The following is a 14546-nucleotide window of genomic DNA, read 5'->3' as shown; positions in this document are numbered from 1 at the left end:
TGATGCCGGCCACACCGCGGCGCCGGTGGTGAGCCTCCCCGGCGACGCGGGCCCGGGGGTCAGCCCCGGCGGTCGGCGCGGATGGTGACCGTGGTGCCGTGGGGGCCGGGGACCACCGTCACCTGGCCCGCGGCGCCCATCAGGGTCGAACCCCGGCCGCGGTCCATGCTGGCCACCCGTTCCCGCCACTGCCCGGTGTCGCGCACGACGGCGACGACGGTGTCCGCGTCCACGTCGACCGTCAGCTCCACGACGGGCTCGGTCGGGTGCTGGGCGTGCTCGACCGCGTTGGTGACGGCTTCCCCGACGGCCACCAGGAGGTCGTAGGCCTGGTCGGGGTCGACACCGGCGTCCTGCAGCAGCGACCTGGTGCGCGCCCGGGCCTGGCCCGGCGCCCGGCCGGTCGCGGTCAGCCGCCACCGGGCGTGCCGGGTGCTCCCGGTCGTGGCGGGGCCCTCGACCTCGACGACCGGGCCGGCCGGGGCCGCGCCGTCCGGCGCCCCGCCCTCCGGGACCGCCCGGCCGGCCGACGCGGCGCGGGGCGGCGCGGCGTCCCCCGGAGGACGCCGGTGCGCGCGGGCCGCCAGCGCGCCCACCCGGGCGAGCAGCTCGTCGGACCGGAAGGGCTTGGCGAGGTGGTCGTCGGCGCCGGCGCCGAGCGTCTCGACGGCGGCCTCCTGGCCGGCCCGCGCGGTGAGCACCAGCACCGGGACGTCGGCCGTGGCCGGTCCCGAGCGCAGCCGGCGCAGGAGGTCGAACCCGTCGACCCGCGGCATCATCACATCGGTGACCAGCACGTCCGGGACGGCGCGGGCCATCATCGTCAGCGCCTGCTCGCCGTTCGCGGCCGCCGTGACCCGGAACCGGGGGGAGAGCAGCCGGGTCAGGTAGTCGCGCATGTCGGCGTTGTCGTCGACGACCAGCACCGACCGGCCCGGGTCGTCGTCCGCCGGTGCGGCCATGTCGCGCTCCCACGCCGCGGCGGTCCCGCGGGCCGCCGCGGAGGGCGCGCGCCCCTCGGCCGGCTCCCCGGCGACCGGGAGGGCGACCTGCACGGTGAAGGTGCTGCCCTCCCCGGGGGCGCTGGCCACCCCGACCCGGCCGCCCAGCTCGCGCACCAGGTCGCGGACCAGGCTCAGCCCGATGCCGGTGCCCTCCCGCGTGCGGGCCTGGGCGTCCAGCACCCGGTGGAACCGGTCGAAGACGCGGTCGAGCTCGGCGGCGGGGATGCCGATGCCGGTGTCGCGCACCGACAGCTCGACCGGGAGCTCGGCCGGCCGCTCGTCCGGGCCGCCGGGGGCCGCGCGCAGGCGGACGTCGATGCGGCCCACGAAGGTGTACTTCACCGCGTTGGCCACGAGGTTCAGCACGACCTTCTCCCACACCCGCGGGTCGACCAGCACCGGCGAGGGCAGCGGCGGGCAGTCGACGTCCAGGACGAGCCCGGCGCGCTCGGCGGCCGCGCGCAGCACCCCGGCGAGCTCCGCGGTGTAGGCGGCCAGGTCCACCGGGTGCGGGTCGAGCACCACGGCGCCGGCCTCCAGCCGGACGACGTCCATCACGTCGTCGACGAGGCGCTCCAGCCGCTGGCCGTTGCGCAGGGCCACGGCCAGCTCCTCGCGCACCGGGGCGCCCAGCTGCGCACCGGTGTCGGCGAGGACGTCGCCCAGCGGGCCGAGCAGCAGCGTCAGGGGGGTGCGCAGCTCGTGGCTGATGTCGGAGAAGAAGGCGGTCTTGGCGCGGTCGAGCTCGGCGAGGGCCTCGGCCCGCCGGTGCTCGGCGGCGAAGGCCTGGCTGACGGCCAGCGCCGCGGCGAACTGGCTCGCCACCAGCGACAGGTGGTCCCGCAGGTCGTCGTCCAGCCGCCGGGCGGGGGTGACGGCGAGCAGCAGGGCGCCGGCCACCTCGTCGCCGCCGGGGGAGTGCAGGGGCAGGACGACGGCGTCGCGGACCGGGTCGGCCCACAGGCCGCCGGCCAGGCCGAGGGCGGACACGTCGGTGGGCAGGTCGGCCAGCGCCGCGGTGGCGGGCAGGGCGTCCGCCGGGCAGCCCACGGTGGCCACGCGCCGCAGCCGGCCGTCGCGGGCCAGCCACACCCCGGCGAAGGGGATGTCCAGGGCGTCGACGGCGAGCGCGGCGCACAGCCTGGCCGCCGTCACCTCCTCGTCGGCCAGGTCGTCACCGGTCGCGGTCAGCGCGCTCAGCACCTCCTGGCGGCGCTCGGCCAGGACCTCGGCGGTGACCTCGGTGCAGACCGCGTGCATGCCCGCCACCGAGCCGTCGTCGCCGAACGCCGGGGCGTGGGAGACGGTGAAGTAGGTCTCCTCGCGGTAGCCGTCCCGCTCGAGCAGCAGGGGCAGGCGAGGCAACCAGGAGGCCTCCCGGGTGGTCATCGCGTGCTCGACCGGGCCGGCGAGGGCGTCCCAGCCCTCGGCGAGGGTGTCCCGGATGTCCGCCCCGATGGCCGGGTGCTTGGCGCCGATGAGGGGCGCGTAGGCGTCGTTGTAGAACTGCAGGAACCCCGGACCCCAGGTGAGCACCATGGGGAACCGGGAGGCCAGGACGGTCCGCACGGCGAACCGGAGGCTGGCCGGCCACTCGTCGACCGCGCCGACCCCGGTCGCCGCCCAGTCGAGCTCGGCCATCAGGCGGCCGGCCTCCCCGCCACCGTCGAACAGCTCGCTGGGCGAGGCGGTGCGGTGCCCTGGCATCGACGCGCGTGCTCCTCCGGTCGCCCCGACGGTGGTCTGCATCGGGCCCCCAGCTTGCCAGCCCCGCGCACCGCGCGCGGCGGTAGGGCGACCTCAGTCGCCGAGGGTGCGGCTGGGCGGGACCCCGTAGGCGGCCCGGTAGGTCTGGCCGAACCGGCCGCCGTCCATGCCCCAGTGCTGGGCGACGGCGGTGACGGTGGTGCCGTCGCCGGGCTCGGCGTCCACCAGCTCCTGGTGGGCCGCGGCCAGCCGGACGCGGCGCAGGTACTCCAGCGGGGTGCAGTCCAGGTGCTTGCGGAAGGCCAGCTGGACCGCCCGGGGGGTGACGTAGGCGGCGCGGGCGATGTCGGCGAGGCCCATGGGCAGGTGCGGCCCGGACTCGATGTAGGCGACCGCCCGGCGCAGGGTCTCGGGGCGGGCGTCGGCGGCGTCGGCGGTCCGGTGCGCGGGGACGAGGCTGCTGTCGAACACGGTCAGCACGGTCGCGGCCAGGGTCCGCGCCACGGCGTCGACCAGCAGGGGCGGTGCTGCGGTGCGGGGTGCGGCGGGTTCGTCGTGGAGGACCGTGGTGGTGGCGAAGGCGAGAGCCTGGTGGAACCGCCGCGCGGCGGCCGCGCCGGCGGGCCGGTCGGTATCGACGGCCATCGTCGCGACCTGCTCGGGTGCGGCGCCGGTGACGGCGGCGACGAGGGCGGCGTCGAGCACGAGCGCCCGGATTGCGGCCGGGGAGCCCCGCCACTCCGCGGCGACGTCGCCGGACGGCCGGGCGGCCACGAAGACGTCACCGGGGCCGTAGTCCCGGCTGCGGCCCCCGGTGCGGCGGGTGATCGACCCGGTGTCGACGACGACCACCACCAGGTGCCCGGTCGGTCCGGCGTCGGCGGCGAACCCGCTGCTGCGGACGGTGTCCAGCGCCACGTGGCCGGCCGCGGCCCGGTGGTGGCTGAGCCGGTGGGGCTCCCGGGTCCGGCCCAGCCGCACGGTGGTCCCGTAGGAGCGGGTGAGGAAGGCGGCCATCTCGTCGGGGTCGCCGGTGGAGAAGGTCGCCCGGGGGCCGATCGCTGCGGTCTGCATCCCTGCCCTCCCGTCCGGCCGGCGGTGGGACCGGAGGCCCCAGCCAACGCCTCCCGGGCGCCCCTGTCGACCCGGGACGCGGGCCCCGGTGGGGGTGAACGGCGCTGGCGCTGGTGGGCGACGCGCCCCGCGCTCACTGGGCCGGGTGGCTCGGCGGCGACACGCCCGGGGGCACGTGCGCGGGTCCCGCTTCGAGGGGGCGGGGGCGGTCCTGCCGGTGCAGGCGGACCGCGACGAGGGCGACGTCGTCGTCGGGCCGGCCGTGGACGAGGCGCTCGACGATGCCGTCGCACAGCTCGTCGAGCGACGCGTCGGCGAGGTCGCCCAGGGCGCCGGTGAGGCGGGTCAGGCCGTCGTCGAGGTCGGCGTCGCGCCTCTCGATGAGCCCGTCGGTGAACAGCAGGACGGTGGCTCCCCGTTCCAGGACGGTGACCTGCTCGGTACGCGGGGTGTCGGGGTCGAGCCCCAGCAGCAGCTCACCGCGCCACGGCGCGAGGACCTGGTGGCTGCCGTCGGTGTGCAGCACGACGGCGGGCGACCGCGGCGGTGGCGAGGGTGCCCACCTCGAGCACCTGGATCGACTTGTCGAGCCCGCGCAGCACCTCGGCCGGGCCGGCGCCGGAGTAGGTGACGATGCCCCGCAGCAGGCCCCGCAGGGCGCCCATGGAGGCCGCGGCCTCCGTGTCGTGCCCGACGACGTCGCCGATCACGATCATGGTCGTGCCGTCGGGCTGCAGGAACGCGTCGTACCAGTCGCCGCCGACCTGGGCGGCCTCGACGGCCGGCAGGTACCGGACGACGACCTGGGCGTGGTCGGGCTCCGGCGGGGCGGTGAGCAGGCTGCGCTGCAGGGCCATCGCGAGCTGGGCGCGGGTGCGGGTCAGCCGGTCGGTCTCGATGGCCGCGCCGATCGGTCGGCGACGTCGGCGGTGATGGCCTCCATCTCCCGGTCCTGCGGCCGGTCGGCGGCGCTGAGCAGGGTCAGCACCCCGGTGGTGCCCGACTGCGCCGACAGCGGGACGAGCGTGGCGCGCACCGGCCCGAGGGCGTCCAGGTGCTGCCGGGCCTGCGCCGTGCGGGCCAGCGGGGCGGTCCGGCCCGGAGCCAGATGGCGGGTGCGTCCGTCGTGCAGGACCTGGGCCAGGGGCGTGCCGGCGGACAGCTCGACGGCCCGGCTGCTGACGTACCCGGCGAGGTGGGCCCGGGCACCGGGGTCGGCGTGCCAGTACCCCAGGTCGCGCGCCCGGCCGTCGGGGCCAAGCACGGTCAGCACGCAGGCGTCGGCGACGGCGGGCACCAGCAGCCGGGGGAGACCGGCGAGGACGTCGGGCAGCTCGGTGCCGCCGCCGAGTGCGTCGGCGATGCTGGCCAGCAGCGCCAGCCGGGCGGTGGACGCCGCGGCCTGGGCATCGCTGCGGGCGCGGTCGGTGACGTCGGTGAAGAACAGCGACAGCCCGTCGGGGCTGGGCCAGCACAGCACGTCGTACCAGGCGTCCAGCGGGGGCGGGTAGTGGGCGTGCACGGTCTGCGGCTGCTGGGTGGCCACCGCGGCGCGGTAGCCGCGCTCGAACTCGCTGCCGGCGGTGTCGGGGAACGCCTCCCAGATCGTGCGCCCCAGCAGCTCGGCCTGGCTGCGGCCCAGCAGCGCCTCGGCCGCCGGGTTGAGCAGGGTGAACCGCCAGTCGCGGTCCAGGGACACGAAGCCCGAGGGCATGGCGGTCAGCAGCCGCCCGACGCGGACGTCGCCGTCGTGGACGTCGGTGGTGTCGTAGGCGGCGCCGATGAACCGGACCGGGGTGCCGGTGGTGTCGGTGAGCACCTGACCGCGTCCCTGGACCCAGCGGGTGTCGCCACCGGGCAGGACGATCCGGTACTCGGCGTGGAACTCGCCGCCGGTGCCGATCGCGGTGGTGATGGCCTGGGTGACCCGGTCGGCGTCCTCGGGGTGCAGGCGGCGGTAGAAGGAGGCCGTCGTGGGCTCGAAGTCGGCCTCGGTGTAGCCGAACATCTCCAGCAGCGGGGAGTCCCAGGCCATCGCGGTGCCGGTCAGGTCCCAGTCGAAGGTGCCCACCGCGCCCGCCCGGTCGGCCAGCGTCACCCGGGACCGGTCGGCCTCGACGGCGGTGCGCTCCAGCCGCAGCTGCAGCTCCGAGCTGCACGCCCCGGCCAGGTCGTCCAGCAGGCCGAGCTCACGGGCGGTCCAGGCCCGGGGCCGGTGGTCGACCGCGCACAGCGAGCCCAGGGCGGTCCCGGCGGCGTCGACCAGCGGGACGCCGGCGTAGGCGACCATCCCCAGCTCGCGGACGGCCAGGCTGCCGGCCCGCTGCGGGTCGGTGCGGGCGTCGGTGAGGACCAGCGGCCGGCCGGAGGCGACGACGTCCTGGCAGAACGAGTGGCTCAGCGAGGTGGACCGGGTGGACTGCCACGGCTCGGGCAGCCCCAGGGCGCCGGGGAGGACCTGGCCGTCGGCCGCCACCACCGCCACCAGCGCCGTCGGCACGTCGAGGACGTCGCGCACCAGGCGGGCGAACCGTTCGAAGGCCGGGTCGGGGACCGCCGGCAGCGCCGTCACCCGGGGCAGCGCCGTCACCGGGGACGGCCGGTCCGCGCCGGCTCCGGTGGCGCCGTCGTCCTGCGCCACTGTGCGCCACGTCCTCCCCGTCGTCCCGCGCCGGAGGTCGGCACGGGCTGCACGACATGGTCGCGCACGACCGTGGGCGGGTCGAGCACCGCGGGCCGCGCGGCAGCGGGACCGGTGCGGTCAGAGGTGGTCGGCGCCGTCCTTGACCATCGCGTCCAGGCGCTCGATGAGGCTCTCCAGCGACTCCTCGAACTCGGTGACGGTCTCGTCGAGGGCGAGGAGGTGGCGGAGGTCGACGATGGCGCGGTGCTCGGCGAGCGCGTCGTCGGGGAGGGTGTCGCGGGCGCCGTGGGGGTCGTCGACGGCGTTGATGGCGACGCCGCGCTGGGCGACCTCCAGCAGCAGGTGGCCGAGCAGGAAGCTGGTGTAGGCCCGGTAGGCGACGACGGTCTGCTCGTCGTCGAAGCCGTGGGTGCGCAGCGCCGTGAGGAAGGAGTCGATCCACCGGAGGCTGCGCAGCGGGGGCCGCACCCACGGCGCGGCCGGCGGCCGGGTGGCGACCAGCGGGAAGAGCGCGGGGTGGGCGAGGGCGCTGCGGCGCACGCCGTGGGCGAGGCGCTGGAGGTAGTCCTGCCAGCCGCGGACCGGTTCGAGGTGCACCTCCGCGTCGTCGAAGAGCTCGTCGACCACGCGCTCGACGACGGCGTCGAGCAGGTCGTCGCGGCTGGGGACGTAGTGGTAGAGCGCCATGGCCTCGACCCCGAGGCGGGCGCCGAGCCGTCGCATGGTGAGGGCGGGGAGCCCGTGGGTGTCGACGTAGTCGACGGCGGCGGCGACGATGCGGTCGCGGGTGAGCGGCTCACGGGCGCCGAGCGGCCGCACCCCGGGCGGGTCCTGCGCCGGTCGGCGATCGCGGTTCTCCGGCAGGTCCGGGTCGTCGGGGTGGTCGGGCGCGGTGATGCCGCCGCTGATCGTGGCCCCGACGTCCCGGGCCCCGACCGGCGTGTCGGCGGTCTCGCCGGAGGGCTCGTCCGGTCCCGGCATGGTGCCCCTCCCGCCTCGTCGCCGGGGTCGCGGTCCCACGACCCCGCACGGGGTCTGCCCCCGCACCCGCCGGCGCAAGCGTGAGGGCACCCACCCGGGCGGAGCACCCGGTCAGGGTCGGCGGGGGAGATCCTGCACGACCTCCTCGTGCGCCAGGGTGGCGGTCACCTCCTGCGTCCCGGTCACCCACTCCGTGACCAGCCGGACCCGTTCGACGGGGACGGGGCGCGTGGTGACGACGGGCTCGTCCTGGGTGAGCACCACCCAGTCGCCGGTGGCCCCGGTCAGCAGCTCCGCGGTCGGCACCGGCACAGCGGTGCCGGGGTCGACGTCCAGGTGCTCCCAGGTAGGCGTGCTGGCGGGTGACGGTCACCGGCACCATGACCTGCTCGGTGGTGGTCCGGACGCGCAGCACGGCCCGGCGGACGGGCACGGCCTCGGTGCTGACCTCGAGCCGTTCCTCGGACCGGACGAGTGGTGCGGGTCGGTCGTCCTCGGTGCGGGACGGGCGGTCCATGTCTGCTCCTCGACGGGGAGCGGCGGGGCACCCCGGGCGGACCCGGTGTGCCCCGCCGCGGGGTGGGTCAGGTGGTGTAGCGCTGCGCCTCGGTGCGGACGGCGTCGACCGGGGAGCCGGTGCTCTGCACCTCGCGCCGGGCGTCGGGGGCCTCGGCCTCGACCTTGGCGAGGGTGGACTCCCACCGCTGGCGCATGGGGGCGATGCCACCGCCGCCGATCGCGACCACGGCGATGCCGACGACGGCGGCCAGGGTGGCGTAGAGGACGGCGTTGACGACGTTCTGCGCGATCTCGAGCTGGTCGAGAGCGGCGATCACGCCCAGGGCCAGGATCACGGTCGAGGCCACGTTGGCCAGGATGCGGCCGTAGGACAGCCCGCCGAGGGTGTTCTGGACCAGCAGCTTGGCGCCGGCGGCGATGGCGGAGGCGATGACCAGGATGAGGATGGCCACGAACACCTTGGGCAGGTAGCCGATGATCGCCGACAGGTAGTCACTGATCGGGTTCTGCCCGAAGACGCCGAACGCGGTGGACAGCACGAAGAGCATCACGGCGTAGAAGACGATCCGGGCCAGGATGTCCGAGGCGTCGTACTGGGAGCGGGCGAGGGCCTTCTTGATGCCGCCGCGCTCGACGGCGTGGTCGAAGCCGACCTTCTCGAGGACCTTGTCGATGATCTTCTGCAGGGCCTTGGCGATGACGTAGCCGATGACCAGGATCAGCAGGAAGCCGACCAGCTTGGGCAGGAACTGGACGACCGTGTCCAGCAGGGTGGTGAAGGAGTCGCGGAGCGACGACACGGGGATCTCCGATCTGGGGGTGGGGGAGGGGGTCAGCGGTCGCGGTCGGTGCGGCGGACGTCGCCCTCGACCTGCTCGATCTCCTCGTGCGCGACCTGCTCGCTGACCTGCGCCTGGTCGGTGACGGTCTCGGTGGACAGCCGCACGCGCTCGACGGGGACGGTCTCCTTGGCCACCACGGGGCGCTCGGCGTGCAGGGTGACCTCGTGCTCCTCCTCCGACAGCGCGGGGCCGTCGAGGGCGTCGCCGCGGTTGGCGTCGGTGATGGGCTCGCGCTCGATGCGGACCTCCTCGTGGGAGACCGGGACCGTGCGGGTGACGTTCTCCGTGACCACGTGCTTGCGCAGCCGGGCCCGACCGGTCTCCACGGCCTCGGTGCCGACCTGCAGCCGCTCCTCGGAGCGGGTCATGGCGTCGTCGGTGGTGGGCCCGGAGGTGTCGTGCCCGACGGTGCCCTCGCGGCGGTCGTCGGCGACACCGGGGCGGGGGGCGGTGGTGCCCGCGGTCGCGTCGGTGGTGCCGCGGTCGCCGGCGGTGCCGTCGGCGATGCCGTAGTAGCGGTAGAGCTCGCTCTCCTCGGCGGGGGACAGGTGGCCCTCGGCCTCGATGGTCGGGGCGTCCTTGACGGTGGCCTTGTCGTACGGGAAGCGGAGCTCCTCCCCGGACAGCTGGGCCTGGGCCAGCGGGACGAAGGTCTCCTTGGTGCCGAACAGGCCGGTCTTCACGGTGGCCCACTCGGGACGACCGGACTGGTCGTCGAGGTAGACCTCGGAGACGGTGCCGATCTTGTCGCCGTCGCTGTCGACGGCGGTGGCGCCGATGACGGTGGTGATGTCCTGCTCGGTGATCACTGGTTCTCCTTGGGGAGGGCAGCCCGAGGGCACCCCGGTGCGGGGTGGTCCAGGAGGCTGGGACGTGGCGGCTGAGCCGTCCGGTCACCGGGAGCTGCGATCTCAACTCGACCGGTTGACAGGGCGGGTGCCCGGGTTCGTACGGCGTAAAACCGGTTCCGTCGAAGATTTCTTACGACGTACAGGAACCGGACGGTGCCGCACGCCGCCCGGCGTGCCCGCCGGCCGGCTCGCGGGTGGCCCTCAGCCCAGCTCGTCGCGGACCACGCGGTCCGCGGCGGTCTCCAGGTCCAGGTCGTGGGCGAACGCCAGCCCGCGCAGCAGGGCGAGGGCGCCGGCGGCGTCGGTGCCCTGGCGCTGGGCCAGGGCGCCCACGGCCACCCAGACCTGCTGCCGCGCGGCGACGGCGGCGGTCTGCAGCGCATCGGGCAGCCCCAGCGCGGGGCGGTCGCCGGCGCCGAGGACGGTGGCCAGCTCCTCGCCGACGACGGCGGCGACGGTGCGCACGTCCTCCAGGAGGCCGGCGGCGGGCCGGTCCGGGCGGGTGCTGTACAGGTCGAGCACCACGGCCCCGGCGAGCGGGCCGCCCACCGGCACGGCGACCGCGCTCCGGTAGGTGGTGTGCTCGCGCAGGCGTGCGGCGTAGCCCGGCCACCGGTCGCCGATCTCCTGCTCCGAGACGACGACCTCCGAGCGGGTGCGCTGGGCCGTGGAGCACGGCCCGGTGCCGGTGGTGAACTGCAGCCGCTCGGCGGTCGCGGCCACCGCGTCGCTGGCCCCCAGGGGCAACCGCCCGTCGACCCGGAACCCGAAGCTCAGGCCGGCGCCGGCGAAGGGCAGCACCCCCACGCACGCCGCGCACAGACGGTCGGCGAGCCGCGGCGACGCGTCGGCGGCGTGGGCACCGGCGGCCAGTGCGTCGCAGAACCTGTCGCGGACACCGGACGGGCCGTGCTCGTCCACCCCGGGACCTCGGTCGGGCACGGCGCTCCCCGGGTGCGACGTCGTTGACCCCACCACCCTGTTCCGGGAGCCGTCGTCCCGCAAACGGGGGCGGCGATCGCGGGTTCGTCCCCCCGGCCGACGGGGGGGCCTGCCGGGTCGTGCGTCAGGCGGCCGGGGGCCCGCCCGCCCAGGCCCGCTGCAGCAGCGCGGTCAGACCCTCGCGGGTGACTTCGCGAGGGTTGCCGTAGGGCGCGGCCAGCACCTGGTCGGCGATGCGGTCGACGTCGGACGCGGCCATGCCGAGCTCGGCGAGGGACCGCGGGGCGCCCAGGTCCCCGACCAGGTCCCACAACGCCCGCGCCGGGTCGGCCGCGCCGCCCAGCGCCGCGGACACGGCGGCCGCGGCCTCGGGTGCGGCCGGCGCGTTGTAGGCCAGGGCGTGCGGCAGGACGACGGTGTGGGTGGGTGCGTGCGGGAGGTCGAGGGTGCCACCCAGGGCGTGGCAGAGCTTGTGGTGCAGCGACATGGTCGTCGCCCCGAGGACGGCGCCGCACAGCCAGGCGCCGTACTGGGCGTCGCCGCGGGCGTCGAGGTCGGCCGGGTCGGCGACGAGCCGGGGGAGGGCGCCGAGCAGGGCGCGGGCGCCGTCGGCGGCCATCAGCGACACGATGGGCGTGGCGTCCGGTGCGTACAGGCCCTCCACGGCGTGGGCGAGGGCGTTGATGCCGCTGGTCACCGACATCCCCACCGGCAGGGTGGTGGTCAGCTCGGGGTCGTAGACCACCGACACCGGCAGCACCCGCCGGTCGCGGCCGGTGCGCTTGGCCCCTCCCTCGGTCAGTCCCCACACCGGGGTCATCTCCGAACCGGCGTAGGTGGTGGGCACGGCGATGACGGGCAGGCCGTGCTCGAGGGCGACGGCCTTGCCCAGCCCGACGGCCGAGCCGCCGCCGACGGCCACGCAGCCGTCGGCGCCCAGCTCGGCGGCGCGGTCGCGGGCGGCGCGGGCCACCTCGACCGGCACGTGCATGCGCGCCTCGGCGAGCACGCCGGCGGCGCGGTCGCCCAGGGCGGCGGCGACCTGCCGGCCGGTCTCCTCCTGCTCGGGGGAGCACAGCACCAGGACGCGGGTGAGGCCGAGGGCGGCGACCTCGTCGGGCAGCTGCGCGATGGACCCCGGGCCGAACACCACCCGCATCGGCAGCGCGGCGTAGGTGAAGGACCTCATGCCCGCAGCAGGGACAGGTCGAAGGTCAGGGTGCGGAAGGGGTTGGGCAGCCCCAGCTCCCGTGCCCGCTCCGGGTCGTCGACCTCGGGGGTGTCGCGGACCAGGGAGTCCTTGACGCCGAAGACCGCGTCGGAGTCCAGGTAGGGGGAGTCGGCGACGAAGACGTGGGTGGTGACCGGCCGGTGCCCGGCGGCCTCGGCGATGAAGTGCAGGTGCGCCGGGCGGTTGGGGTGCCGGCCGGTGGCGGCCAGCAGCCGACCGACCGGGCCGTCGTCGGGGATCGGGTAGAAGCGCGGCACCACCGAGCGGAACCAGAACCGGCCGTCGTCGTCGGTGGTGAAGATCCCGCGCAGGTTGCCCGGCGGCTGGACGTCGGGCTGCTGGACGTCGTAGAAGCCGTCCTCGTTGGTCTGCCAGACGTCCACCGTGGCGCCGGCCAGCGGTTCGCCGTCCTGCCCGGTGACCTGCCCGGACACCAGGCAGGGGGTGCCCTTGCCGTCCAGGGCGATGTCGTCGCCCAGCTCCCGCGGCGGGGAGGCGACCATGTGGAAGGGGCCCAGCACGGTGGACTCGGTGGCCGTGCCGCCGGTGCGGTGGTTGATGGTCTCGACCAGCATCGAGACCCCCAGGACGTCCGACAGCAGGATGAACTCCTGCCGCACCGGGGTGCAGGTCTGCCCGGTGCGGGTGAGGAAGTCGATCGCGGCCCCCCACTCCTCCTCGGTGAGCTCGACGTCCTTGACGAAGTCGTGCAGGTGCCGCACGAGCGACGTCATCACCTGGCGCAGCCGGGGGTCGGGCGTGCCGGCGAAGCTCCCGGCGACGACCTCGGCCGAGCGCTCCTCGCTGAACAGCTCTCCGGTCATGCCCGGTCCAGCACGGTGCGCAGGGCCTCGCCGAGCGCGGCGGCCGGGTCCTCGGCGGGCTGTGCCCAGCGGGCCGCGACGTAGCCGTCGGGGCGCACCAGCAGGGCGCCGCCGTCGGCGACGCCGCGGACGCGGGCCCAGTCGCCGTACAGGTCGTCGTGCGCCCGGCCGGGGCCGATCAGCGCCGTCGCCACCTCCAGGCCGAGGTCGGCGCCGACGGTCCCGGCCGCGGACACCCAGCCCTCGCCGCCGATGCCGGTGACGACGGTGAACCGGCCGTGCCCGACCAGGTCCAGCGTCGAGACCTGACGGCGGTGGTCGGCGGTCAGCCAGGCGTGCGGCAGCTTCGCGCCGGGGCGCGAGGTGGCGTGCGAGTACAGCTCCGGGTCGCGGGTGGGCTCCTCGGGCGGCGTGCCGTCGGGGACGACGGCGGCCGACGCGTAGCGCTGGTCCATCTCCACGCCGTGGCAGTTGAACTCGTAGTCCTTGAACGCGATGGCCTCGCGCAGCGCCGCCCGCTGCTTCTCCGCCTCCGGCGTCGCCTCGGTGCGGGCGGCCATGTGGGCGACCATCTCCTCCGGGTCCTCGGTGGACAGCAGGCCCAGGGCGTCGAAGATCCGGGCGGTGTCGCCGATGGACTGGTTCGCCCGGTCGACGATCTGCTTGCCGACGGGGGAGCGCTCGACCGAGTAGGTCTCCAGCAGACCGGGGCCGGCCTGGCCCTTGATGACCGCGGCGAGCTTCCACGCCAGGTTGTAGGAGTCCTGGATGGAGGTGTTGGAGCCCAGCCCGTTCGACGGCGGGTGCCGGTGGACGGCGTCGCCGGCGCAGAAGACCCGGCCCGAGGAGTACTGCTCGGCGTAGAGGTGGTTGACCGTCCAGGCGGAGGAGGACTCGATGCGCACGGGGACGTCGTCGTCGCCGATGAGCTTGCGCACGATCGACAGCGCGTACTCCTCGGTGAGGTCCGGCGCCGGACCGTTGATGTCGTAGCCCCACACGATGAGCCAGCGGTGCCACGGCCGGACCATGCGCACCAGGCCCGCGCCGATGCCGCCGACGTCGGCGCCGGGCTGCAGCACCCAGTAGAGGACCGACGGGCGGTCGGCGACCAGGTGGGTGAGGTCGGCCTCGAAGACGATGTTGATGGACCCGCCGACCCCCATCTGGCCGTCCAGCGGCAACCCGATGTCGGTGGCGACCTGGGACCGGCCGCCGTCGGCGCCGATGACGTAGCGGGCCCGGATGTCGTACTCGTCGCCGCGCACCCGGTCCCGGACCCGCACGGTGACCCCGTCGTCGTCCTGGGTCAGCGACAGGTACTCGGTGTCGAAGCGGACCTTCGCCCCGCGGGACTGCGCGTTGTGCAGCAGCACCGGCTCCATCAGGTCCTGCGGCATGTCGCAGATGCGGGTGGGGGAGGCGGCGGTGTAGTCGGCCAGCCGGTCGGGGCGGGTGCCCCAGCTGTGCAGGCGGCCGAGCTCCTCGCCGGCGATGGAGGTGCAGTAGACGAGGTTGCCCATCAGCTCCTGCGGGGCGGCCTCGGCGGCGACCTCCTCCTCGACACCGAGGTCGCGCAGCACCTCCATCGTGCGCTGGTTGGTGATGTGCGCGCGGGGGGTGTCGGCCAGCCGGCCGTACTTGGTGATGACCAGCGTCCGCACCCCGTAGGTGGCCAGGGCGAGAGCGGCCGCCGAGCCGGCGGGCCCGCTGCCGACGACCAGGACGTCGGTGTCGACCGGGACCGGACCGCCGGGCGGGGACGTCGGGGTCGCAGCGGCGCTGACGGTCATGGGTGCTTCCTCCACGGCAGGACGGCTTCGGCAGACGAACACCGCTTCGTCCAGCGGTGACATCGGTGCAGTGAAACGGGTGGCGCGCACCACGTCAACGGCCCGGCCGCACCAGGTCACGGCTGTGCAACGGC

The 14546-nt window shown here is 75.7% G+C and carries 11 protein-coding genes and 2 pseudogenes; all 13 read right to left on the bottom strand.

What is annotated here, in order from left to right; all coding sequences use genetic code 11:
- Positions 1-59: 59 nt before the first annotated feature.
- Positions 60-2711: an ATP-binding protein gene (locus tag BM158_RS15660; RefSeq protein ID WP_091560939.1), complete on the bottom strand. Its 2652-nt coding sequence runs from the start codon at positions 2709-2711 to the stop codon at positions 60-62.
- Between the two features lie 93 nt (positions 2712-2804).
- Entirely contained in the window at positions 2805-3785 is a 981-nt protein-coding gene (locus tag BM158_RS22735) for a helix-turn-helix transcriptional regulator (protein WP_207506632.1), read from the bottom strand.
- Positions 3786-3918: 133 nt separating this feature from the next.
- Positions 3919-4501: pseudogene (locus tag BM158_RS22480) on the bottom strand (PP2C family protein-serine/threonine phosphatase).
- Positions 4502-4665: 164 nt separating this feature from the next.
- Positions 4666-6426: a PAS domain-containing protein gene (locus BM158_RS22475; RefSeq protein WP_091560929.1), complete on the bottom strand. Its 1761-nt coding sequence runs from the start codon at positions 6424-6426 to the stop codon at positions 4666-4668.
- A gap of 120 nt (positions 6427-6546) precedes the next feature.
- On the bottom strand, positions 6547-7410 hold the full coding sequence (locus BM158_RS15635) for a TetR/AcrR family transcriptional regulator (protein WP_191328509.1): 864 nt from the start codon (positions 7408-7410) through the stop codon (positions 6547-6549).
- Positions 7411-7521: 111 nt separating this feature from the next.
- Positions 7522-7716: a DUF2382 domain-containing protein gene (locus BM158_RS22730; RefSeq protein WP_165628961.1), complete on the bottom strand. Its 195-nt coding sequence runs from the start codon at positions 7714-7716 to the stop codon at positions 7522-7524.
- A 52-nt stretch (positions 7717-7768) separates the two neighbouring features.
- A pseudogene (locus BM158_RS22865) lies at positions 7769-7927 on the bottom strand (hypothetical protein); the annotation flags it as partial.
- A gap of 67 nt (positions 7928-7994) precedes the next feature.
- Positions 7995-8729 (bottom strand): mechanosensitive ion channel family protein, encoded by a 735-nt coding sequence (locus tag BM158_RS15625; protein ID WP_229827371.1) that lies wholly within the window; start codon positions 8727-8729, stop codon positions 7995-7997.
- 32 nt (positions 8730-8761) lie between these two features.
- The gene (locus BM158_RS15620; protein WP_091560920.1) at positions 8762-9580 is read right to left on the bottom strand and encodes a DUF2382 domain-containing protein; all 819 of its coding nucleotides are present in this window, start codon (positions 9578-9580) and stop codon (positions 8762-8764) included.
- Between the two features lie 243 nt (positions 9581-9823).
- Positions 9824-10543 carry an ANTAR domain-containing protein gene (locus BM158_RS15615; protein ID WP_091560918.1) on the bottom strand — a complete coding sequence of 240 codons (720 nt, stop codon included), beginning with the start codon at positions 10541-10543 and terminating at the stop codon, positions 9824-9826.
- Positions 10544-10688: 145 nt separating this feature from the next.
- Positions 10689-11753, bottom strand: coding sequence for a maleylacetate reductase (locus BM158_RS15610; protein ID WP_091560915.1), 1065 nt, complete (start codon positions 11751-11753; stop codon positions 10689-10691).
- The gene (locus BM158_RS15605; protein ID WP_091560912.1) at positions 11750-12619 is read right to left on the bottom strand and encodes an intradiol ring-cleavage dioxygenase; all 870 of its coding nucleotides are present in this window, start codon (positions 12617-12619) and stop codon (positions 11750-11752) included. The genes BM158_RS15610 and BM158_RS15605 overlap by 4 nt, the downstream gene beginning before the upstream one ends.
- Positions 12616-14412 carry an FAD-dependent oxidoreductase gene (locus BM158_RS15600; RefSeq protein WP_091560909.1) on the bottom strand — a complete coding sequence of 599 codons (1797 nt, stop codon included), beginning with the start codon at positions 14410-14412 and terminating at the stop codon, positions 12616-12618. The genes BM158_RS15605 and BM158_RS15600 overlap by 4 nt, the downstream gene beginning before the upstream one ends.
- Positions 14413-14546: the final 134 nt, after the last annotated feature.

The organism is Klenkia taihuensis (assembly GCF_900112525.1).
Classification (GTDB): Bacteria; Actinomycetota; Actinomycetes; order Mycobacteriales; family Geodermatophilaceae; genus Klenkia; species Klenkia taihuensis.
This window is presented reverse-complemented; position numbering and strand designations above follow the sequence as displayed.